Raw genomic sequence first — 22,531 nt, 5'->3', positions numbered from 1 at the left:
CCGCCTCGCGAGAGCGGCGTCTTTGTCGTTGGCGGGCGCTTCGCCCCAAGGGCCCTGCGGGCCTTTAAAGTTTCTTCAGTAAACGCCGCTAGGATGAGGCGGAGCCCCAAGGTTCCTCTTTTCCGGCGCTGAATTTTCATTGAAGAAACCTGGCATTCGGCGCCCCCAACCTTTTCTCGAATGCCCAATACCCAACCCCGGCGGTCGCGCAAATACTTCATCGGAATTCTCGTTCTCGTGGTGCTGGGCCTCGTTGCCTTCGTCGGCCTGAGCCCCGCCAGGAAGCCCGAATACCTCACCGCCTCGGTGCAGCGCACCGATCTCGAGAACGCGGTGCTCGCCACCGGCGTGCTGCAGGCGCTCAAGCAGGTGGAAGTGGGGGCGCAGGTCAGCGGCCAGCTCAAGTCGCTGAAGGTGGTGCTGGGGCAGACCGTGAAGAAGGGCGACTGGCTCGCGGAGATCGATCCCGTCATCTCGCAGAACACGCTGGCGCAGGAGCAGGCCAAGCTCGACAACCTGCAGGCGCAGAAGCTCGCGAAGGAAGTGCGCATCAGGCAGGCCCAGCTCAGCTGGACGCGCCAGCAGGAAATGCTGGCCCAGGACGCCGCCGCGAAGCAGGACATGGAAAGCGCCGACGCCGAGCTGCGCGCTCTGCGTGCCGACGGCGTGTCGCTCGACGCGCAGATCCGCCAGCAGCGGCTGGCGCTGGCCTCGGCGCAGACCAACCTGTCGTACACGCGCATCGTCGCGCCCATCGACGGCGACGTGGTGTCCATCAGCACGCTCGAAGGCCAGACCGTGGTGGCCTCGTTCCAGGTGCCCACGCTGATGAAGCTGGCCGACCTGTCGACCATGACCGTGAAGGCCCAGGTGTCAGAAGCCGACGTGGTGCGCGTGAAGGCGGGCCAGCCGGTGTACTTCACCATCCTGGGCGACCCCGACAAGCGCTACTACGGCACGCTGCGCGCGGTGCAGCCGTCGCCCGAGAAGATCAACAACGCCGTGTTCTTCAACGCATTGTTCGACGTGCCCAACCCCGACCGCACGCTGCGCGTCGACATGACGGCGCAGGTCGCGATCATGCTGGGCGAGGCCAAGCAGGCGCTGGTGGTGCCGCTGACGGCGCTCGGCACGCGCGACAAGGACGGCCGCCAGGAAGTGCGCGTGCTCAAGGCCGACCAGAGCGTCGAGAAGCGCATGGTGCGCGTCGGCATCAGCAACAACTTCCAGGCGCAGGTGCTCGAAGGCCTGAAGGAGGGCGACAAGGTCATCACCGGCGACGCATCGGCTCTGGCCGACAGGCCCGACGGCGGCGGTCCCCGGGGCAAGGCTCAATGACGCAGCAGCCGCAACAGGCAGAGCAGCCGCTGCTGTCCCTGCGCGGCATCGGCCGAAGCTTTCCTTCGGGCGAGCAGGAAGTGCAGGTGCTGAAGAACGTCGACCTGGACATCGGCAACGGCGAGATGCTGGCCATCGTCGGCGCGTCGGGGTCGGGCAAGTCGACGCTGATGAACATCCTGGGCTGCCTCGACCGGCCGAGCACCGGCATCTACCTGGTGTCGGGCAAGGACGTGGGCACGCTCGACAGCGACGCGCTGGCCGAGCTGCGGCGCGAGCACTTCGGCTTCATCTTCCAGCGCTACCACCTGATGCAGCACCTGACGGCCACCGGCAACGTCGAGGTACCCGCCGTGTACGCCGGCACCGACAGCGAGGCGCGCGACACGCGTGCCCGCCAGTTGCTGACGCGGCTGGGCCTGGGTGATCGCACGGAGCACCGGCCCAGCCAACTCTCGGGCGGCCAGCAGCAGCGCGTGAGCATCGCGCGCGCGCTCATGAACGGCGGGCAGGTGATCCTGGCCGACGAGCCGACCGGCGCGCTCGACAGCAAGAGCGGGCAGGAGGTGATCGGCATTCTGCGCGAGCTGCATGCGCAGGGCCACACGGTCATCATCGTGACGCACGACATGCAGGTGGCGAGCTGTACCGAACGCATCATCGAGATCGCCGACGGCGTGATCGTGCGCGACCGGCCGAACGTGCCGACAGTCGCGGCACCCGAACAGTCGGCGCAGGCCGACGCCTCCGCGGCCCCGGGCGGCGCGATGACCCGGCCCAAGCTCGGCATCGCGCGTTTCAGCACCGGTTGGGCCCGCTTTGCCGAGGCCTTCCGCATGGCGTGGCGCTCGATGATGGCGCACCGCATGCGAACCGCGCTGACCATGCTGGGCATCATCATCGGCATCACTTCGGTGGTGTCGATCGTGGCCATCGGGGAGGGCGCCAAGCGCTTCGTGCTGTCGGACATCAAGGCGATCGGCACCAACACGCTCGACGTGTACCCGGGCAGCGATTTCGGGGACGACAAGGCCGCGAGCATACGTACGTTGACACCCTCCGACCTCGACGCGTTGGCGGCGCAGCCCTACGTACACAGCGTGACGCCCTCGACCTCGCGCAACCTGCGGCTGCGCTACCGCAGCGTCGACATCAACGGCTCGGTGAACGGCGTCAGCGACAGCTTCTTCCGGGTGCGCGACATCCAGATGGCGAGCGGCGCGGCCTTCACGGCCAGCGATGTGCGGCATCAGTCGCAGGTGGTGGTGATCGACCAGAACACGCGGCGCAAGCTGTTTCCCGAGGGCACCGATCCGCTGGGCAAGATCATCCTGGTGGGCAACCTGCCGTGCACCGTGATCGGCGTGTCGCAGGAAAAGAAGAACATGTTCGGCGAGAACAAGTCGCTCAACATCTGGCTGCCCTACAGCACCGGCGCGAGCCGGCTCTTCGGGCAGCAGCACTTCGACAGCATCACCGTGCGCATCCGCGACGACCAGCCGACCAAGGCGGCCGAGGACAGCGTGGTCAAGCTGCTCACCATGCGCCACGGCAGCAAGGATTTCTTCACCTTCAACATGGACAGCATCGTGAAGACGGCCGAGCGCACGAGCCAGTCGCTCACGCTGCTGCTGTCGCTCATTGCCGTGATCTCGCTGGTGGTGGGCGGCATCGGCGTGATGAACATCATGCTGGTGTCGGTGACCGAGCGCACCCGCGAGATCGGCATTCGCATGGCCGTGGGCGCGCGCCAGAGCGACGTGCTGCAGCAGTTCCTGACCGAGGCGGTGCTGGTGTGCCTGGTGGGCGGCCTGATCGGCGTGACGCTGTCCTACGGCATCAGCTTTCTGTTTTCGCTTTTCGTCAAGCAATGGCAAATGATCTTTTCGATGGGGGCCGTGGTGTCGGCATTCCTGTGCGCGTCGCTGATCGGCGTGCTGTTCGGCTACCTGCCGGCGCGAAATGCCGCGCGGCTGGACCCGATCGAGGCGCTGGCTCGTGAGTAGCGCGCGCTTTCTTCATCGGGGCGTGGCGGCCGCTGCCGTGGCGTTGACGCTCGGCGGGTGCGCGCTGTTCCAGCCTGAGCAGCGCGAGCAGCGGCCATTGAACGTGCCCTCGGCGTGGCAGCAGCAACAGCCTTCGCCCGTCGCTGTGGCGAATGCCGCCGCGATGCCTTCCGAGCAGTGGTGGGCCGCCTTTCAGGACCCGCAACTGGACACGCTGATCGACAACGCGCTGCGCACGAACAACGACCTGGCCGTGGCGGGCATACGCGTGCAGCGCGCGCAGTTGCAGGCGGGCCTGGCCAACACCAATCTCACGCCGGGCGTGGTGGGGCAGCTCAACACGAGCCGTGGCTACGACCTGAAGCGCGGCGGCGTGGCAGGTTCCGCATCGAGTTCGCTGGTCACGCTGAGCTACGAACTCGACCTGTGGGGCCGGCTATCGGCGCTGCGCAGCGCCGCCGACTGGGAGTTGAAGGCCACGGTGTCCGACCGCCAGGCCGCCGCGCTCGCGCTGGTCGGCACGACGGCGGGGCTCTATTGGCAGACCGGCTACCTGAACCAGCGCATCGCCCTGAGCGAAGCGGGCATCGAGGACGGCCGGCGCATCTTGGCGCTGGTGCGCACCAAGTACGCGGCGGGTGCCGTGTCGGGGCTGGACGTGGCGCAGGCCGGCCAGAACCTGGCGACGCAGGAGGCGGCGCACACGCAGTTGCTGCAGCAGCGTGTCGAGGCGCGCAATGCGTTGGCGATCCTCTTCGACAGGCCACCCGAAGCGCTGGCAAACGAGCCCACGCGGTTGCCGGATACCGCGCTGCCCGCCATCGATGCGGGCGTGCCCGCCAGCCTGCTGGGCCGAAGGCCCGATCTGCATGCGGCGGAACTGCGCTTGCGCGGCGCACTGGCGAATGTCGACGCCACGCGCACCGGCTTCTATCCGACGCTGAGCCTGACAGGCTCGCTCGGCACGTCGAGCACGGCATTGGGCGATCTGCTGAAGAACCCGGTCGCCACCCTCGGCGCGGGGCTGGCGCTGCCGTTCCTGCAATGGAACACGGCGCGGCTGACGGTCGGCGTGTCGCAGACGCAGTATGAAGAAGCGGTGGTGGGGTTCAGGCAGTCGCTCTATACGGCGCTCTCAGAGGTAGAGAACGCGTTGTCGTCGCGAACGCAACTGCGCGACGAAAGCATCAAGCTGGCGCTGGCCCTTCAGGAAGCGCAGCGGGCCGAGAAGCTGTCGGAAGTGCGGTATCGGGCCGGGGCGACAGCGCTTCAGCCGGTGCTCGATGCGAAAGACCGGCGCCGCACCGCCGAGGTTTCGCTGGCGTTGAACCGGCTGAACCAGTTCAACGCGACGATGACGCTCTACAAGGCCCTGGGAGGCGGGGCGGCGGTTGCGTCTTAGCGCACCGGCCCCGCTGGGGGCTCAGAGCGGCAGCGTGTCGAAGGCCGCGTAGACCGTGGCCAGCCACGACTTCACGCGTTGCCGCTCCAGCAGACCCAGCGCGTGCGAGCCTTCGCGGTCGTTCACGGCCTTCCAGAAGCTGGTGTTCTGTGCATCGATCTTGCGCATGCTCGCCTCGTGCAGGCGGGGCAGGGCAATCACGCGCGCGCCGTTGGCCGTGGCCTTCGAAAGCGACTGCGAGGCCAGCAGCATCCCGAAGTCGCTGCCGCGTCCGTAGTTCTGCACCACGATGTAGTTGGGGCGGTTGCCGAAGGTGTCGATCAGGCTGCCGAGCAGGTCGGTCGAATCCTTGCCGTCGTCGAGCACATGCCAGAAGTTGACGGTGACGCCGATTTCGGCGAACACGTCGAACAGGTCCGATTCCTTGATCCAGCGCGACAGCGGCGCCAGCGTCTGGGCCGCGAGGTCGACGATCACGCTTTGCTGGGGATTGGTCTCGAAGCCGTTCACCACGGTGTCCAGGCCTTCGAAGCTGTCGACCACCACGGGCGACGCGAAGCCTTCGTAGAAGCGGGTGAACGAGCTGTGCGAGCGATCGGTGTCGAAGCCGGTGAAGGGCCGGCTGTGGTCGATGAAGTACTGGGCCAGCACGCGTGCCGTGACCGACTTGCCGACACCGCCTTTTTCGCCGCCGATGAAATTGATGGAGCTCATGTACTGCTGCTGCCTCTGAAGGGTTGAGGGGTGAAGGGCGATTTCATTCTAGGGGCCTCGCCTTGCGGTTTCGCTGCTTGCACGCGCCGTGCCTGCCCGTGGCCGGTGGCTTGCGCCTCACTTGGGCACGAGCGTGAAGAAGGGCATGACCACGCCCATGATCCAGTTCTGGCCGAAGTCGAGCGCGGCGCGGCGGTATTTCTCGTCGGCCTGCGCGGCCAGCAGGTCGAGCCGGGCCACCACCTTCGACAGCTCGCGGTCGGCCACGAGGTTGCGGCCGCGCTCGCTGATCTCGGTGGCCAGCAGCAGAGGCTGGCCGTCGGGGCCGGTCTTGGAGGAGATCAGCCAGAGCGAGATCTCGAAGTTGCGCGCGGCGCGGAAGCTGTTTTCGGCGTTCACGCCGTCGATCATGGTCTGGTCCCAGGTGTCGCCGTTGGCCTGCTTGAGCATGGACGCCCAGCCGTACACCAGCGCCGCCACCCGGTCGCCCTGGTAGCCCTGCGGCCCGGTGTCGAAGGCCAGCCGGATTGCGTCGATGCCGCTGGCGCCGTGCAGCTCGGGAAGCGGCGGGCCCTTGAGCACGGCGTCCCAGGCACGCTGGGTGGCTTCTTCCATGCTGGGCGCCGACTTGCGCCATTCGCGCGGGTTGCGCTTGTAGAGGGTGGACTGCACGCGCCGGACCGACTGGAGGTTGTCGCGCAGCGAAAGATTGGCAATGCGGTTGGCGCCGGACTGCATCCATTCCTGGCTCGCGTAGGGCTCCGCGCGCTCTGTGGAACGCACCGACGAGCAGCCGGCCGCGCCGATCAGGATGGCCGTGCCCGCCAGCAGCCAGGCGCCTCGCGCCGCAAGGGTTGAAACCGGGGAATCGCTCATGCCCTGACGTTATCATCCACGGCTGGGGCGGCGGCCTGCTGCAAGCTGCAGGCCCGTGCAATTTTCCTTACAAATCAATACCTTGGCGCTACAGCCAAGGCAGGCCGACAAGTCGTGCGTCTTAATTCCATCAAGCTCTCGGGCTTCAAGTCGTTCGCCGAACCCACCAACTTCCTGCTGCCGGGCCAACTGGTGGGCGTCGTCGGGCCCAACGGTTGCGGCAAGTCGAACATCATGGATGCGGTGCGCTGGGTGCTCGGCGAGTCGCGCGCGTCGGAGCTGCGCGGCGAGTCGATGCAGGACGTGATCTTCAACGGCACGACCACCCGCAAGCAGGCCAGCCGATCGAGCGTGGAACTGGTGTTCGACAACGCCGACCACCGTGCCGGCGGCCAATGGAACCAGTTCGGCGAAATCGCGGTGCGCCGCGTGCTTACCCGCGACGGCACCAGCAGCTACTACATCAACAACCAGCCGGTGCGCCGCCGCGACGTGCAGGACGTGTTCCTGGGCACCGGCCTGGGCCCGCGCGCCTACGCCATCATCGGGCAGGGCACGATCAGCCGGATCATCGAGTCCAAGCCCGAAGAACTGCGCCTGTTCCTCGAAGAGGCCGCCGGCGTCTCCAAGTACAAGGAACGCCGCCGCGAGACCGAGAACCGCCTGGGCGACACGCGCGAGAACCTCACGCGGGTGGAAGACATCCTGCGCGAACTCAACGCCAACCTCGAGAAGCTCGAGAAGCAGGCCGAAGTGGCCGCGCGCTACAACCTGCTGCAGGGCGACGCCACGAAGAAGCAGCACCAGCTGTGGTTCCTCAAGCGCAGCGAAAGCAACGCCGACCAGGCCAAGATCAAGGCCGACTCCGAAAAGGCGATCAACGACCTCGAATCGCGCACCGCCGACCTGCGCCGCATCGAGTCCGAACTCGAAACCGTGCGCCAGGCCCACTACGGCGCCGGCGACCAGGTGAACCAGGCCCAGGGCAAGCTCTACGAGGCCAGCGCCGAAGTCGGCCGGCTCGAGGGCGAGATCCGCTTCGTGGTCGAAGGCCGCCAGCGCGTCGAGCAGCGCCTGGTGCAGCTGCGCGAGCAGATGGGCCAGTGGGGCCGCCGCCGCGAAGAAGCCGAAGCCGAGATCGAAACGCTGGCCGGCGCGGGTGTCGATGCCGAAGAGCAGGCCATCTTGCTCGCCGCCCAGCTGGAGGAACACGACGCGCGCATGCCGGAGCTCGAAGAGGCCGTGCAGCGCGCGCAGGACCAGGCCAACGCCCAGCGCACGACCGTGTCGCAGGTGCAGCAGCAAATCCAGGTGCTGGCCGCCGACCAGCGCAACATCGAAGAACAGAGCCGCCAGCTCACGCAGCGCAGCGAACGCCTGCGCGCCGACCAGAACGCGCTGGCCGCGCCCGACGAAGCCCGCCTGCTCGACATGCAGGAGCAGCATGCCGCCGCGCAGGAAGCCGCGAGCGAGTCCGACGCGCGCCTGCAGGAGCTGCAGGAAACGGTGCCCCAGCTCGACGACGACCGCCGGGCCAGGCAGCAGGCGGTCAACACCGAGGGTGCCCGCCACGCCGAGTTCTCGGCCCGCCTCGATGCGCTGCGCGCGCTGCAGGAGAAGGTCAAGACCGACGGCAAGCTCGCCCCGTGGCTGGCCAAGCACGGCCTCGACGGCCTGCAGGGCCTGTGGAGCCGCATCCATATCGAACAGGGCTGGGAAAGCGCCCTCGAAGCCGCGTTGCGCGAGCGCCTGGGCGCGCTGGAAGTCAGCCGCCTGGACATGGTGCGCGCCTTCGGCAACGACGCGCCGCCCGCCAAGCTCGCCTTCTACAGCCCGCCCGCCGCCGGCGTGCCGGAGAGCGCCGCCGCGTTGCCGCGCCTTTCGAGCCTGCTGCGCCTGAACGACGCCGGCCAGCAAGCCCTGCTGACCGGCTGGCTGCACGGCTGCTACACCGCCGACAGCTTCGAAGAGGCACTGGCCCAGCGCGCAACGCTACAGCCCGGCGAGGTGATCTACGTGAAGAGCGGCCATGCCGTGTCTTCGCACAGCGTCAACTTCTACGCACCCGATTCCGAGCAGGCCGGCATGCTGGCCCGCCAGCAGGAAATGGAAAACCTGGAGCGCCAGCTGCGCGCCCAGACGCTCATCAACGAAGAAGCGCGCACCGCGCTGGTCCGCGCCGAAGCCGCCTATGCCGACGCCGCGCAGCGCCTCGTGACCGCCCGGCGCGAAGCCGCCGAGACCCAGTCGCGCGCGCACGAGCTGCAGGTCGAGACCCTGCGCATGACGCAGCTGGCCGAGCAGACCCGCGCCCGCAGCCAGCAGCTGGCCGCCGACCTCGGCGAAGTCGATGCGCAGCTCGAGGAACTGCAGGAGCGCCGCATTTCGGCCGAAGGCCGCTTCGAAGAACTCGACATGCAACTGGCCGACAGCCAGGAACGCCATGCGGAACTGGACGAGCGCGTGATCGAAGCCGGCCGCGCGCTGAACGCCAGCCGCGAGCAGCACCGCAGCCTGGAGCGCCAGGCGCAGGAAGCGACCTTCTCGCAGCGCACGCTCGAAGCGCGCCGCGGCGAACTCAACCGCTCCATCGAAACCGCGGCGCAGCAAGTCGTGTCGCTGACCGACGAAGACGAGCGCGCACGCGCAGAGCTGAGCCGCCTGTCCGACGCCGCCGCGCAGGCCGGCCTGCAGGACGCACTTGCGCTCAAGCTCGAACGCGAAGCCGCGCTGGGCTCGGCACGCAGCCAGTACGACGACCTCACGCTCAAGCTGCGTGCCAGCGACGAGCGCCGCCTGCAGCTGGAGCGCGAACTCGATCCGCTGCGCCAGCGCATCACCGAATTCCAGCTCAAGGAACAGGCCGCGCGCCTGGGCGTGGAGCAATACCAGCAGTTGCTGGACGACGCCGGCGCCGACCTCGAGGCCATCGAGCAGTCGATCGAGACCGACAAGGTGCGCCTGACCGGCCTGCAGAGCGAAATCGACCGCCTCAACCGCGAAGTGGTCGCGCTCGGCGCGGTGAACCTGGCCGCGCTCGACGAACTGGCTATCGCCAGCGAGCGCAAGATCTTCCTCGATGCCCAATCGGCCGACCTGAATGAAGCCATCGGCACGCTCGAAGACGCCATCCGCAAGATCGACGCCGAAACGCGCGACCTGCTCGGGGGCACCTTCAAGATCGTCAACGACCACTTCAGCCGCATGTTCCCCGAGCTGTTCGGCGGCGGCAATGCCAAGCTGATGATGACCGGCGACGAGATCCTCGACTCGGGCGTGCAGGTGATGGCGCAGCCGCCCGGCAAGAAGAACCAGACCATCCACCTGCTCTCGGGCGGCGAGAAGGCGCTCACGGCCATTGCGCTGGTGTTTGCCATCTTCCAGCTGAACCCGGCGCCTTTCTGCCTGCTGGACGAAGTGGACGCGCCGCTGGACGACGCGAACACCGAGCGCTATGCCAAACTCGTCACCGCCATGAGCCGTGAAACCCAGTTCCTCTTCATCAGCCACAACAAGATCGCCATGGAAATGGCCGAGCAACTGATCGGCGTGACGATGCAGGAGCAGGGCGTGTCGCGCATCGTGGCGGTCGACATGGAGGCGGCGGCTTCCATGGTGGCTGCGGCCTGAGCCGGGCGGCACACCGATGAGCAGCCTCACTCTCGCCCTGACCATCCTCGGCGGCCTCGTTCTCGCGGCCGTCGTTGCCTACAACACGCTGATGTCGCGCCGCAATGCGCCGCGCCAGCCCGACGCGGTCGACATCGCGCTGGCCGATGCGGAACGCGCGATGTCCGGCTCGGCCGACGGCCTGGAGCCGACGCTGCATGTCGATCCGAACCAGGTGCCGGGCAGCGACCGCCATGAGCCGCTGTTCGACCCCGACCTGCCGGCGCCCAGCGGCATGCCCGTGCCGACCGGCGAGCGCCGCGGCGGGCTCGACCCGCTGATCGACGTGATCGCGCCTATCTCGCTCGACGGCCTGGCCTCGGGCGACGCCGCCATCGCCGCCATGCCGCCGACGCGGCGCGCGGGCAGCAAGCCGGTGGCCATCGAGGGCCTCAACGAACACAACGGCCAGTGGGAGCCGCCCGTGCCGGGGCAGCGCTACAGGGCGTTCCAGGTCGGCGTGCAGCTGGCCAACCGCACCGGCGCGCTCAACGAGATCGAGTACTCCGAATTCGTGGTCAAGGCGCAGGCCTTTGCCGATGCCGTCAACGGGGCGCCCGAGTTTCCTGAAATGCTCGACGAAGTGGCGCGCGCCCGTGAGCTCGACCAGTTCGCCAGCGCGCACGATGCGCAACTGGGCTTCGTGCTGCGCGCGCTGCATGCCGCATGGAGCCCCGGCTACGTGCAGCAGAACGCGGCGCGGCTGGGCTTCGTGGCCGGCATCATCCCGGGGCGCATGGTGCTGCCGACGGGCGAGGTCGGGCTGCCGCCCATCCTGGGGCTGGCCTTCGACACGCAGGCGGCGCTGGCAGACGATCCGGCCCAGTCGGCCATTCGCGAGCTGAGCCTGAGCCTGGACGTTCCGCAGGTCGATCGCGCCGAAGAGCCGTTCCGCCGCATGCGCGAAGCCGCCGCCACGCTCGCGCGCGAGATGGACGGCGTGGTCACCGACAGCGACGGCCAACTGCTGCGCGAAGAGACCATGGACGTGATCGGCAACGACCTCGAGCAGCTCTACGACACGCTCGACGGGCGCGACCTCGCGGCGGGATCGCCGCTGGCGCGCCGCCTCTTCAGCTAATTCGGACTTTCCGGAGACACCCATGACATCGCGCGACGAAGCGGCACGCGAAGCCGCCGCACTGAGCGAACAGCTCCACCGGCACGCCAACCTGTATTACGTGCTTGACGCGCCCGAACTGCCGGACGCCGAGTACGACAAGCTGTTCCAGCGCCTGCAGGCCATCGAGGCCGAATACCCCGACCTGCGCACGCCCGACTCGCCGACACAGCGGGTGGGCGGCAAGGTGCTCGACGGCTTCACCAAGGTGCGCCACAAGGTGCCGATGCTGTCGATCCGCACCGAGACCGACATCACGCCCGGCGGCGCCAGCGCCTTCGATGCGCGGGTGCGCAAGGAACTCGGTTTGGCCGAGGACGGACCGCAGGTGGCGTATGTCTGCGAACTCAAGTTCGACGGCCTGGCCATGAACCTGCGCTACGAAAACGGCGTGCTGGTGCAGGCCGCGACCCGCGGCGACGGCGAGGTCGGCGAAGAGGTCACGCAGAACATCCGCACGGTGCGCGAGATTCCGCTGCGCCTGAACGGCAAGGCGCCACCCGTGGTCGAAGTGCGCGGCGAGGTCTACATGAAGCGTGCCGACTTCGACGCGCTCAACGAGCGCCAGCGCGAGAAGATCGCGGCCGGGCAGAAGAACGAGAAGGTGTTCGTCAATCCGCGCAACGCGGCGGCGGGCGCGGTGCGCCAGCTCGACCCGGCGATTGCCGCGGCGCGGCCCTTGAGCTTCTTTGCCTATGGGCTGGGCGAAGTCACGCCGGCAAGCGAAGGCGGCCCCGATTGCCCGACCCAGTTCGACTGGCTGGCGCAGTTCAAGGCCTGGGGCTTCCCGGTCGCCCAGCAGACGGCGCGGGCCACCGGCGCCATCGAGCTGATCGCTTTCCACGAGAACATCGGCCGCCAGCGCGACGCCTTGCCCTACGACATCGACGGCGTGGTCTACAAGGTCGACAGCATCGAGCTGCAGCGGCAGCTGGGCTTCGTCACCCGCGAGCCGCGCTGGGCCGTGGCCCACAAGTACCCGGCGCAGGAGCAGTTGACCGAGGTGCTCGGCATCGAAATCCAGGTCGGTCGCACCGGCAAGCTGACGCCGGTGGCCAAGCTGGCGCCGGTATTCGTCGGCGGCGTGACCGTGACCAACGCCACGCTGCATAACGAGGACGAAGCCCGCCGCAAGGACGTGCGCGTGGGCGACACCGTCATCGTGCGCCGCGCCGGCGACGTGATTCCCGAAGTGGTCGGCGTGGTGCCCGAGAGCCTTGCCAAGCCCGACGATCAGCGCGGCCCGCTGTTCACCATGCCGCACAAGTGCCCGGTGTGCGGTTCGGAAGCCGTGCGCGAGGAAGGCGAGGTCGACTACCGCTGCACCGGCGGCTTGTTCTGCGCGGCGCAGCGCAAGGAAGCGATCCTGCATTTCGCGGCGCGGCGCGCGGTCGACGTCGACGGGCTGGGCGACAAGCTGGTGGAGCAACTGGTCGACGCGAACCTGATCCGCACCTTGCCCGACCTCTACAAGCTGGGCTTCACCACGCTGGCGGGCCTGGACCGCATGGCGGAGAAATCGGCCAAGAACCTGGTCGATGCGCTCGAGGCGTCGAAGAAGACCACGCTGCCGCGCTTCCTGTTCGGCCTGGGCATTCGCCATGTGGGCGAGAGCACCGCGAAAGACCTGGCCAAGCACTTCGGCAAGCTGGACGGCATCATGGACGCGACCGAAGAGCAGTTGCTCGAGGTGAACGACGTCGGTCCGGTGGTCGCCCAGAGCCTGCGCACCTTCTTCGACCAGCCGCACAACCGCGAGGTGGTCGAGCAACTGCGCGCCTGCGGCCTGACATGGGAAGAGGGCGAGCCCGAGGCCCGTGCGCCCAAGCCGTTGGCGGGCCTGACCTTCGTCATCACCGGTACCCTTCCTACGCTGGGCAGGGACGAAGCGAAGGATAAATTGGAAGCAGCCGGAGCCAAGGTGGCCGGCTCCGTCAGCAAGAAAACCCACTACCTCGTTGCGGGCGAAGACGCCGGCAGCAAGCTCGACAAAGCCAGGGAAATCGGGGTCGAGGTGATCGACGAGGCGCGTATGCTGGAAATCCTGGCGAAGGGAGCGGTGGATTAAGGGGAGCTTCAGGTTCTCCTTACCGGTCGTTACCTGACTTCATCCGAGCGCAGTCAACAGGGGCTACAACCTGGCGTTGAAAGAAAACTGAAAGGCCACAAGGAGAGTCCCTCATGCAAAAAATTCGTGTTCTTGGTGCCTGCATTGCGCTCGGCGGCGTCGCGCTGCTGACCGGCTGTGTGGGCGTGCCGGGCGACCCCTATTACGGGGGCGGCTACTCGTCGGGGCCTTACTACAGCGAGCCTTCGCCCGTGGTGGTGGCGCCGGCGCCGGTCTACATCAACGGTGGTGCTTATTACGATGGTCGCCGTCCCTACTATCGCGACCGTCCGTACTACAACCGGCCTGCCTATCCTGCAGTGCGTCCGGGTTATCCCTACCCAGGTGCCGGGCGCCCGCCGCCGCCTGCGTGGGGCGGTGGTCGCCCAGGCGTGGTGCCGCCCGCGGTGCTGCCTCCGGGAGCGACCCGGCCGAACCCCAACGCCCACCTGTGGACGTCGCCGGACCAGAAGGGTACGACGCCTCCGTGATTGATCCCGTGGCGGGCCAAGGTCGCGGGCCTGTCGCGATAATCCCGCCATGGCCATCCGCGAAATCCTGAAAATGGGCGACCCCCGGCTGCTGCGCATCGCGCAGCCGGTCGCCGCCTTCGACACCGACGAACTGCACCTGCTGGTGCGCGACATGTTCGAAACCATGCATGCGGTCAACGGCGCGGGTCTCGCGGCGCCGCAGATAGGCGTCGACCAGCAGCTCGTGATCTTCGGCACCGATGTCGTCAACCCCCGCTATCCTGACGCACCGCCCGTGCCCCGCACGGTGCTGCTGAACCCCGTCATCACGCCGCTGAACGACGAGGAAGAAGAGGGCTGGGAAGGGTGCCTGTCGGTGCCGGGCCTGCGCGGCGTGGTGCCGCGCTTTGCCAACATCCGCTATACCGGCTTCGATCCTTACGGCGACCCGATCGACCGGGTTGCCACCGGCTTTCATGCACGCGTGGTGCAGCACGAGGTCGACCACCTGCTGGGCAAGCTGTACCCGATGCGGGTGCGCGATTTCTCGCGCTTCGGCTACACCGAGGTCCTGTTTCCAGGCCTCGATGCCGATGACGACGATTGAAGCCTAGTTGTATTTGCTGCTCAGCGCGAAGCGTCCGCCGCCCATGAAGGCGAGGGCGAGCGCCGCGAAGAGGAACATGCCTTGCAGTTCCAGCGCCCAGCCGCCTTGCTTGCCGAGCGCGGTCAGGTCCTTCATGTGGACCAGCGCAAAAGCCACCAGCATGTTGATGGCCACGATCCAGGCGGCAGGGCGCGTGTACAGGCCGATGATCAGCAGCACCGGCGCCACCACTTCACCGATGTAGACGAGATAGGCCAGCGCGCCGGGCAGCCCGTGCTGGGCCAGCATGCCCGAGATGAAGCCGACGCCGCCCTGCAGCTTGGCAATGCCGTGCAGCAGGATCAGGACGCCGAGCGAAACGCGCAGGATGAACTTGCCGGTGTCGTCGGATTTGACCATTTGAGTAGGTTCCAGGTGAAGTGATTCGAGGGCCGTATGGTAGTGAACCTGGGCTGCGCGCGGCGGCATATGTATCCAACCCGGAGTTCTTTGGCAGAGTCCGGTAACGCCCCGTACACTGCCTTTTGCTTACTGTTGAGGAGAACACCAATGATGAACACCCGATTCCGCCCGGCGCTGCTTGCCGCCGCCTCCGTCATCGCTTTCGCCGCAGCCGCGCCGGCCTTCGCTGGCAAGACGCTCGACGCGGTCAAGCAGCGCGGCACCGTCAAATGCGGCGTGACCAACGGGGTGGCGGGTTTCTCGGCACCGGACACGCAGGGCAACTGGTCGGGCCTCGATGTCGACACCTGCCGCGCCATCGCCGCGGCCGTGCTCGGCGACGGCAAGAAGGTCGACTTCGTGCCGCTCAATTCGCAGCAGCGCTTCTCGGCCCTGCAGGCCGGCGAAATCGACATCCTCGCGCGCAACACCACCTGGACGCTCACGCGCGACGCCTCGCTGGGCTTCAACTTCACCACCATCACCTACTACGACGGCCAGGGCTTCCTGGTGCCCAAGAAGCTCAAGGTGACGAGCGCCAAGCAGCTCAAGAACGCCACCATCTGCACGCAGTCGGGCACCACCAACGAGAAGAACGTGTCGGACTACTTCCGCGCGCAGGGCATCCCGGTCAAGACCGTGGTGTTCGAGAGCTTCGAGGCTTCTTTCAAGGCCTTCTTCTCCGGCCGCTGCCAGGCCTTCACGACCGACGCCTCGGCACTGGCCGGCCTGCGCAACAAGGAGGCGCCCAACCCCGACGACTACGTCATCCTGCCCGAGTTGATCTCCAAGGAGCCGCTGGCACCGCTGGTGCGCCGCGGCGACGACGAGTGGTTCGCCATCGCCAAGTGGGTGCCCAACGCGCTCATCGAGGCCGAGGAGGCCGGTGTCACGCAGGCCAACGCCGACGAGCTCAAGGCCAACAGCAAGGACCCGGCGCAGCAACGCCTGGTCGGCACCGGTGAAGACCTCGGCAAGCTGCTGGGCCTGGACAAGGAATGGTCTTTCCGCGCCATCAAGGCCGTGGGCAACTACGGCGAGATGTTCGAGCGCAACGTCGGGCCCAAGTCTGTGCTGAAGCTGCCGCGCGGCTCCAACAACCTCTGGAGCAAGGGCGGCCTGATCTACGCACCCCCGGTCAGGTGATGCCTCCCCCAGGCTTCGCGCACTTCGTGTCGCTGCGCCACCCCCCTCGCCGGGGGCAACACCTGCGGCCCGGCGAAGCCGGTTCCGCGGTGTTCCTGGCATTTGATCGCAGCAGGTCCGCGAGCTGATGGCAATGCGCAGAGATGCCGTTGCCTCGTCGCGCCGCGGCGTCTGGCTGGCCTGGGCGGTGCAGGTGCTGCTGGTGCTGGCCGTGGTGGCCGGTGCCGTCTGGGTGGTGCACCACGCGCTCGAGGTGCTCCGCGCGCGCGGCGTTCGCTCGGGCTTCGATTTCCTGACCGAGCCCGCGGGCTTTTCCATCAGCGAGGGCTGGCTCGATTTCGATGCCAGCCAGCCGTTCTGGCGCGCCTTTCTCGCGGGCCTGATCAACACGGTGCGCGCGGCGGTGCCGGCGGCCATTTTCTCGGTGGTGCTCGGCACGCTGATCGGTATCGGCAGGCTCGCGCCGCATGTGCTGCTGCGCGGCATCTGCACCGCGTATGTGGAGCTGCTGCGCAATGTGCCGCTGCTGGTGCAACTGCTGATGCTGGCCTTCGCGATGGCGAACCTGCTGCCCGATCCGACCGAGCCCGTGCACCTGCTGCCGGGCGTGTGGCTCAGCAAGGGCGGCTTGAGCGTGCCTTGGCCCGTGGCGGCCGAGGGCGGCTGGTGGCCTACGCATTTCGAGTGGCCGGAGCGCGGTAATTTCGGCGTGAGCGGCGGTGCCGCGCTGAGCCCGGAGTACGTGACCATCGTTGCCGGGCTGACTTTCTATTCGGCGGCGTTCGTGGCGGAAATCGTGCGCGCCGGCATCCTCTCGGTTTCACAGGGCCAGGTGCTGGCGGGGCAGGCACTGGGTCTTTCTTCGGGGCAGCAGTTGCGCATCGTGATCCTGCCGCAGGCGTTGCGGGTGATCGTGCCTTCGCTGACCAATCAGCTGCTGAGCCTGACCAAGAACTCTTCGCTCGCGGTGGCCGTCGGCTATCCGGAGCTGGTGTCGGTGGCCAACACCACCATCGGCTCCAATGGCCGCGCCTTCGAGTGCATTGCCATCATCATGGCGGTCTACCTGCTGCTCTCGCTGCTGATTTCCTTCGGAATGAACCGCTACAACGCGCGCGTCGCGCTGCGAGGGTGGCGATGAGGAATGTCGCGCAAGGCCCCATCGCGTGGCGCAGCGAACTCTGGGGTTCGCCGCTGCGTGCGCTGGCGACGGTGCTGCTGCTTGCGCTGCTGGCGTGGGGCGGCTTCCATGTCGTCGAATGGGGCGTGGTGCATGCGGTGTTCCGTCCCGATGCCGAGGCCTGCCGCGCGGTGCAGCACGGCGCCTGCTGGGGTGTGGTGGCCGAGAAGTGGCGGCCGATGCTTTTCGGGCGCTTTCCGTATGAAGAGCAATGGCGGCCGGCGGTCGCGGTGGTCGTGCTGTCGGCCGTCACCGTGCTCAGCGCCTGGCCGCGCAGCTGGCGTTGGTGGCTGGCGCCGCTGTGGATTGTCGCGCTGCTGCTGTTCGTGCTGCTGATGCGCGGCGGCGTGCTGGGGCTGAGCGGCGTGCCGACCAGCCGATGGGGCGGCCTGCCTTTGACCATCGGGCTCGCCGTCGTGGGACTGGCGCTGGCCTTTCCACTCGCGTTGCTGCTGGCATTGGGTCGCCGCTCGGGCTGGCCGGTGGTGCGCACGCTGAGCGCGAGCTACATCGAGCTGGTGCGGGGCGTGCCGCTGATCTCGGTGCTGTTCATGGCCTCGTTCCTGCTGCCGCTGTTGTGGCCGGCCGGCTGGCAGCCCGACGTGCTGGTGCGCGTGCTCGCGGGCCTCACGCTGTTCGTGGCCGCCTATCTGGCCGAGATCATCCGCGGTGGCCTGCAGGCGGTGCCGCGCGGGCAGACCGAAGTGGCGATGGCGCTGGGCTTCGGCCGCTGGCCGGTGCAGCGCGACATCGTGCTGCCGCAGGCGCTGCGCCTGGTGGTGCCGGCGCTGACCAACAGCGTGGTCGGCACGCTGAAAGACACTTCGCTGGTCACCGTGGTCGGCCTGTTCGAGTTGACCGGTGCGCTGGGGCTGGCACTGGGCGGCGACCCGACGTGGCGGCCTTTCTACCTCGAGGGCTACCTTTTCATCGCGGCCGTGTACTGGGTGCTGTGCTTCGGGCTCTCGCGCTACAGCGTGTGGCTCGAAAAGCGCCTGTCGGCGGCGCCCTGAGCCGGGCGTCGGCCAGCTGCGGTACACTCCTGGCCTTCATGTCGAGCCTCAACCTCAACCCCGCATCCAACGCAGCCCTGATGGCTCGCATGATGCCGCCTGCCTCCGCGCAGGCGATGGTTGTTGCTCGAATGATTACCACCATTACCACCGCGGTCACCTGACACGCGCAGGTGGCCGTTCCGGCAGCCACCTGGTGTATCGCTCTCTCCCCGAACGAATGAACCCAGCTCTGGCAGCTGGGTTTTGTTTTTTCGTCTGGAGATGTCCATGTACCGCGATCCCGTTGAATCCCTCGAGCCCTTGCACAGCCGCCGTCCCGCGGCCATTCGTACCCTGCGCGTGGGGATGATCGGCATCGGCACCGTGGGCTCCGGCACCTTCCGCGTGCTGGCGCGCAACCGGGCCGACATCGCGGCGCGGGCCGGCCGTTCGATCGAGCTCGTGATCGTCGCGGCGCGCAACCTGGCGCGGGCCGTTGGTATCGTGGGCGAGGGCGTTGCGCTCACGGCCGACGCGATGCACGTGGCCACGCACCCCGATGTCGACGTGGTGGTGGAAGTGGCCGGCGGCACCGGCCCCGCGCGCGACTGGGTGCTGGCCGCCATCGCGCACGGCAAGCACGTGGTGACGGCCAACAAGGCCCTGCTGGCCGTGCATGGCACCGAGATCTTCGCGGCCGCGCGCGAGCAAGGCGTGGTCGTCGCCTACGAAGGCGCGGTGGCCGTGAGCATTCCCATCATCAAGGCGCTGCGCGAAGGGCTCGCGGGCAACCGCATTGAATGGGTGGCGGGCATCATCAACGGCACCACCAATTTCATCCTCAGCAAGATGCGCGACGAGGGCCTGGACTTTGCCGCCGCGCTCGCGCAGGCCCAGGCGCTGGGCTATGCCGAAGCCGACCCGACCTTCGACATCGAAGGCATCGACGCCGCCCACAAGCTGACCCTGCTCGCGGCCAACGCATTCGGCATGCCGCTGCGCTTTGCCGACGCGCAGGTCGAGGGCATCACCGGCCTGCAGGGCATCGACGTGGCCTGCGCCGAGCAACTCGGCTTTTGCATCAAGCTGCTGGGCGTGGCGCGCCGGCAGGCGTCGGGCGTCGAGCTGCGCGTGCAGCCCGTGCTCGTGCCCGCCGATCACCTGATGGCGCATGTGAAGGGATCGATGAACGCGGTCATGGTCAAGAGCGATGCGGCGGGCCTCACGATGTACTACGGCGCCGGCGCAGGTTCGGAGCAGACGGGATCGGCCGTGATCGCCGACCTCGTGGACGTGGCGCGGCTCGACGGCGTCGATGCCGCCCAGCACGTGCCGCACCTGGGCGTCCATGCGCATGCGACGAACGCCTTGACGGTGCTGCCGCGCGCCGCGGTCGACACCTTGCACTACCTGCGCGTGCCGGTGCACGCCGTGAGCCAGATCCAGGCGGTCACGGCCTGCCTTGCAGAGCAGAAGGTGCCGGTGCGTCAGGTCGCGCTGGCGGCCGAGTCCGCTGGCGCGGGGCCCCAGGTGCTGGTGCTGACCGGGCAGGTGACGCAGGGCACGTTGGACCTCGCGGTGCACGCGCTGCAGGAACACGCGGCGGTGGCCGGAGCCGTGACGACGCTGCGGGTGGAAGAGCTCGCCGAGTGAGCCTTTTCAGGTCTTGAGGCGCGGCGCGAGCTCGGCATAGCCCGTCGTCGCGTCGTGCGTCCGGCTGAAATGCCACTCGGGCAGCCACGCAACCAGCACCTCGGCGGTCGTGCGCACGGTGCACCCCGGCGCCGCGTGCCCGCCGAAGACGCGCCCATCGGCATCCGACACGCTGATGTGCAGGTGCGAGCCGTCCGGCGACAGGCTGCCCGCCAGCGTGAGGATTTCCAGATCGCCTTCGATGCGCGCGGCGTTCTCCGCGCCCGCGAACCGGATGCTCGCGCCACGCAGGCTGCCGATGCCCGAGACCACGAAGGCCGCGTCGTCGCCGCCTTTCTTTAGCGCCGCGTCGAGCGACGCGCGCAGGTCGTCGCCCGGATTCAGCCGCAGCACCAGCGTCCGCATGCGCTCAACCGCCCGACAGCGCTCCATCGACCACCTGCTGCGCTTCTTCGAGAATGCGCGCCAGATGATCCGGGCCCTTGAAGCTCTCGCCGTAGATCTTGTAGATGTTCTCCGTGCCCGAGGGCCGCGCCGCGAACCAGCCGTTCGCGGTCACCACCTTCACGCCGCCGATGGCCGCGCCGTTGCCCGGCGCATGGCTCAGCACGTCGACAATCTTGTCGCCCGCCAGCTCGGTCGACTTGATCTGCGCGGGAGACAGGTTTGAGAGCCGCTTCTTCTGCTCGACCGTGGCCGCAGCGTCCACGCGGTCCGACACCGGCTGGCCCAGCGCCTGCGTCAGCTCGGCATAGCGCTCGCCGGGGTCGCGGCCGGTGCGCGCCGCAATCTCGGCGGAGAGCAGGGCGGGCACCATGCCGTCCTTGTCGGTGGTCCACACCGAGCCGTCCTTGCGCAGGAAGGTTGCGCCCGCGCTTTCCTCGCCGCCGAAGGCCAGCGACGCATCGACCAGTCCGTCGACGAACCACTTGAAGCCCACGGGCACCTCGTACAGCTTGCGCCCGAGCCGCGCGGTGACGCGATCGATCATCTGGCTGCTCACCACCGTCTTGCCGACGGCCGCCTGCGCCGGCCATTGCGGGCGGTGCGTGTAGAGGTAGTCGATCATCACCGCGAGGTAGCTGTTCGGCTGCATCAGCCCAGTGCTGCCCGAGACCACGCCGTGACGGTCGTGGTCGGTGTCGCAGGCGAAGGCGATGCCGAAGCGGTCCTTCAGCGCGATGAGCTTGTGCATCGCATCGGGCGACGACGGGTCCATGCGGATGCGGCCGTCCCAGTCGAGCGACATGAATCGGAAGGTGGGGTCGACCTCCTGGCTCAGCACGTTCAGGCGGTTCAGCTTGTAGCGCTCGGCGATTGCCGGCCAGTAGTGCACGCCCGCACCGCCCAGCGGATCGACGCCAAGATCGATGGCCACGCCGCGGATGGCGTCCATGTCGAGCACCTGCGCCAGGTCTTCGACATAGGTGTTCAGGTAGTCATGCCGGTGCGTGGTGTCGGCGCGCAGTGCTTGTGCGAGCGGCAGGCGCTTCACGCCTTCGAGGTTGTTGGCCAGCATCTTGTTGGCCGCGGCCTCGACGGCCGAAGTGATGTCGGTGCCGGCCGGTCCGCCGTTGGGCGGGTTGTACTTGAAGCCGCCGCTTTCGGGCGGGTTGTGCGAAGGCGTGATGACGATGCCGTCGGCCAGACCTTCGGTGCGCCCGCGGTTGTAGACCAGGATGGCGTGCGAGACGGCCGGCGTGGGCGTGTATTCGTCGTCCTTCGAGATCATCAGCTCGACGCCGTTGGCGGCCAGCACTTCCACCGCGCTGTTGAACGCCGGCGTCGACAGCGCATGCGTGTCGATGCCCAGGAACAGCGGGCCGTCGATGCCTTTTTGCCTGCGGTAGTCGCAGATCGCCTGGCTGATGGCCAGCACATGCCATTCGTTGAACGCGTTGTCGAACGACGAGCCGCGATGGCCCGAGGTGCCGAAGGCCACCCGCTGGGCCGGCACGGACGGATCGGGCCGGCCGGTGTAGTAGGCCGAGATCAGGCGCGGCACATTGACCAGCAGGTCGAGCGGGGCGGGCTGGCCCGCGAGGGGATTGGTGGCTTGGCTCATGTCGATGGAAAGTCGAAGTTGATCAGGTCGCCGATGCGTTCGATGGTGATGTCGGCGGGAGCGTAGGCGGCAATGGCCTGCGCATCCAGCGCATAGTGCCCCTGCCGCACGAAGACCGTCGTCAGACGGGGCCCCCAGACGGCCTTCATGGCCGAGAGAATGCGCAGCTTGTCGTCGATCATCACGTAATGCCTGGCGGGGTGGCTTTGCGCGACGGCGTCGAGCATTTCTTCCTTGTGCACGTAGATCAGCACGCGGCCTTCGGTGGCGTCCCACAGGCCCGAGCGCTGCACCTTGCGCGGCTGGAACACCACGTCGCCGTCGGACAGTATCACCGTGGGGCCGTGCCGGCGCAGGTGCTTCAGCGCATCGAGCGCGCCGGGATAGAGGCGGTCGGCGAAGGGGTAGTCGATCAGGAAGCCCGACATCAGCAGCAGGCGCGAGTCGCTCATGCCGCGGCGGCTTTCCTCGGCACGGTAGCGCTGCAGCGCGCCCAGGTAGTCGACATAGCCGAGCTCGGCGCGCAGCGCCTCCAGCGCGTCCCAGTAGCGGGCGGAGCTTTCGGCGCCGAAGTTCTCCTCGAGATGGGCGCGAAGGTCGGCGATGACGCGGTCGTTGTCGAGCAGGGTGTTGTCGACGTCGATCAGGAAAACGGTGGCGGGAGGCTGTGTCATGAGGTGTGCGGCCGATGGCCGGGGCTGCGCGCGTCGCATCCAGCATACGCCTGGCGGCCAAGGCC

19 protein-coding genes are annotated in these 22,531 nt (G+C 67.8%); 13 read left to right on the top strand and 6 right to left on the bottom strand.

The window, feature by feature from the left end; all coding sequences use genetic code 11:
- Positions 1-180 precede the first annotated feature (180 nt).
- Genes macA through L3V85_RS19550 form a run of 3 tightly spaced genes read left to right on the top strand, consistent with a single transcriptional unit; the run spans position 181 to position 4,746 of the window.
- Positions 181-1,338 (top strand): macrolide transporter subunit MacA, encoded by a 1,158-nt coding sequence (gene macA, locus L3V85_RS19560; RefSeq protein ID WP_237674396.1) that lies wholly within the window; start codon positions 181-183, stop codon positions 1,336-1,338.
- Positions 1,335-3,344, top strand: a complete 2,010-nt coding sequence (gene macB, locus L3V85_RS19555) for a macrolide ABC transporter ATP-binding protein/permease MacB (RefSeq protein ID WP_237674395.1) — start codon at positions 1,335-1,337, stop codon at positions 3,342-3,344. Before macA ends, macB begins: the two co-directional genes overlap by 4 nt.
- Positions 3,301-4,746 carry an efflux transporter outer membrane subunit gene (locus L3V85_RS19550; RefSeq protein WP_414080140.1) on the top strand — a complete coding sequence of 482 codons (1,446 nt, stop codon included), beginning with the start codon at positions 3,301-3,303 and terminating at the stop codon, positions 4,744-4,746. Before macB ends, L3V85_RS19550 begins: the two co-directional genes overlap by 44 nt.
- A 21-nt stretch (positions 4,747-4,767) precedes the next feature.
- Here L3V85_RS19550 and L3V85_RS19545 read toward each other — a convergent pair whose 3' ends face one another.
- Positions 4,768-5,460 carry a mobilization protein gene (locus L3V85_RS19545; protein WP_237674393.1) on the bottom strand — a complete coding sequence of 231 codons (693 nt, stop codon included), beginning with the start codon at positions 5,458-5,460 and terminating at the stop codon, positions 4,768-4,770.
- A 117-nt stretch (positions 5,461-5,577) separates the two neighbouring features.
- On the bottom strand, positions 5,578-6,336 hold the full coding sequence (locus tag L3V85_RS19540) for a hypothetical protein (protein ID WP_237674392.1): 759 nt from the start codon (positions 6,334-6,336) through the stop codon (positions 5,578-5,580).
- Between the two features lie 114 nt (positions 6,337-6,450).
- Here L3V85_RS19540 and smc point away from each other — a divergent pair, with 114 nt between their 5' ends.
- From smc to def, 5 genes are all read left to right on the top strand, one after another.
- On the top strand, positions 6,451-9,966 hold the full coding sequence (gene smc / locus L3V85_RS19535) for a chromosome segregation protein SMC (RefSeq protein ID WP_237674391.1): 3,516 nt from the start codon (positions 6,451-6,453) through the stop codon (positions 9,964-9,966).
- Positions 9,967-9,982: 16 nt separating this feature from the next.
- Positions 9,983-11,086 carry a cell division protein ZipA C-terminal FtsZ-binding domain-containing protein gene (locus L3V85_RS19530; protein WP_237674390.1) on the top strand — a complete coding sequence of 368 codons (1,104 nt, stop codon included), beginning with the start codon at positions 9,983-9,985 and terminating at the stop codon, positions 11,084-11,086.
- A gap of 22 nt (positions 11,087-11,108) precedes the next feature.
- Complete coding sequence (ligA, locus tag L3V85_RS19525; RefSeq protein WP_237674389.1) at positions 11,109-13,193, top strand: NAD-dependent DNA ligase LigA; 2,085 nt, start codon at positions 11,109-11,111, stop codon at positions 13,191-13,193.
- Positions 13,194-13,306: 113 nt separating this feature from the next.
- Positions 13,307-13,723 carry a hypothetical protein gene (locus L3V85_RS19520; protein WP_237674388.1) on the top strand — a complete coding sequence of 139 codons (417 nt, stop codon included), beginning with the start codon at positions 13,307-13,309 and terminating at the stop codon, positions 13,721-13,723.
- A gap of 49 nt (positions 13,724-13,772) precedes the next feature.
- Entirely contained in the window at positions 13,773-14,312 is a 540-nt protein-coding gene (gene def / locus L3V85_RS19515; RefSeq protein WP_237674387.1) for a peptide deformylase, read from the top strand.
- A 3-nt stretch (positions 14,313-14,315) separates the two neighbouring features.
- On the opposite strand, the gene L3V85_RS19510 is transcribed toward def, so the two are convergent.
- Entirely contained in the window at positions 14,316-14,711 is a 396-nt protein-coding gene (locus L3V85_RS19510) for a DoxX family protein (protein WP_093240394.1), read from the bottom strand.
- A 153-nt stretch (positions 14,712-14,864) separates the two neighbouring features.
- On the opposite strand from L3V85_RS19510, the gene L3V85_RS19505 reads away from it, so the two are divergent.
- The 5 genes from L3V85_RS19505 (at position 14,865) to L3V85_RS19490 (ending at position 19,727) form a co-directional block, all read left to right on the top strand.
- The gene (locus L3V85_RS19505) at positions 14,865-15,899 is read left to right on the top strand and encodes an amino acid ABC transporter substrate-binding protein (RefSeq protein ID WP_237680606.1); all 1,035 of its coding nucleotides are present in this window, start codon (positions 14,865-14,867) and stop codon (positions 15,897-15,899) included.
- 127 nt (positions 15,900-16,026) lie between these two features.
- A complete protein-coding gene (locus L3V85_RS19500; RefSeq protein ID WP_237674386.1) occupies positions 16,027-17,040 on the top strand; it encodes an amino acid ABC transporter permease in 1,014 nt (337 codons plus the stop codon).
- Complete coding sequence (locus tag L3V85_RS19495) at positions 17,037-18,092, top strand: amino acid ABC transporter permease (protein ID WP_237674385.1); 1,056 nt, start codon at positions 17,037-17,039, stop codon at positions 18,090-18,092. The genes L3V85_RS19500 and L3V85_RS19495 overlap by 4 nt, the downstream gene beginning before the upstream one ends.
- Positions 18,093-18,130: 38 nt before the next feature.
- Complete coding sequence (locus L3V85_RS37355; RefSeq protein ID WP_272933840.1) at positions 18,131-18,256, top strand: hypothetical protein; 126 nt, start codon at positions 18,131-18,133, stop codon at positions 18,254-18,256.
- 106 nt (positions 18,257-18,362) lie between these two features.
- A complete protein-coding gene (locus L3V85_RS19490; protein WP_237674384.1) occupies positions 18,363-19,727 on the top strand; it encodes a homoserine dehydrogenase in 1,365 nt (454 codons plus the stop codon).
- A 6-nt stretch (positions 19,728-19,733) separates the two neighbouring features.
- On the opposite strand, the gene L3V85_RS19485 is transcribed toward L3V85_RS19490, so the two are convergent.
- The 3 genes from L3V85_RS19485 to L3V85_RS19475 are packed head-to-tail and all read right to left on the bottom strand — an operon-like array spanning position 19,734 to position 22,466.
- Positions 19,734-20,132: a PPC domain-containing DNA-binding protein gene (locus tag L3V85_RS19485; RefSeq protein WP_237674383.1), complete on the bottom strand. Its 399-nt coding sequence runs from the start codon at positions 20,130-20,132 to the stop codon at positions 19,734-19,736.
- A gap of 4 nt (positions 20,133-20,136) precedes the next feature.
- Positions 20,137-21,792: a phosphoglucomutase (alpha-D-glucose-1,6-bisphosphate-dependent) gene (gene pgm / locus L3V85_RS19480; protein WP_237674382.1), complete on the bottom strand. Its 1,656-nt coding sequence runs from the start codon at positions 21,790-21,792 to the stop codon at positions 20,137-20,139.
- Entirely contained in the window at positions 21,789-22,466 is a 678-nt protein-coding gene (locus tag L3V85_RS19475) for an HAD family hydrolase (RefSeq protein ID WP_237674381.1), read from the bottom strand. Before L3V85_RS19475 ends, pgm begins: the two co-directional genes overlap by 4 nt.
- Positions 22,467-22,531: the final 65 nt, after the last annotated feature.

This window comes from Variovorax paradoxus, from assembly GCF_022009635.1.
GTDB lineage: Bacteria > Pseudomonadota > Gammaproteobacteria > Burkholderiales > Burkholderiaceae_C > Variovorax.
This window is presented reverse-complemented; position numbering and strand designations above follow the sequence as displayed.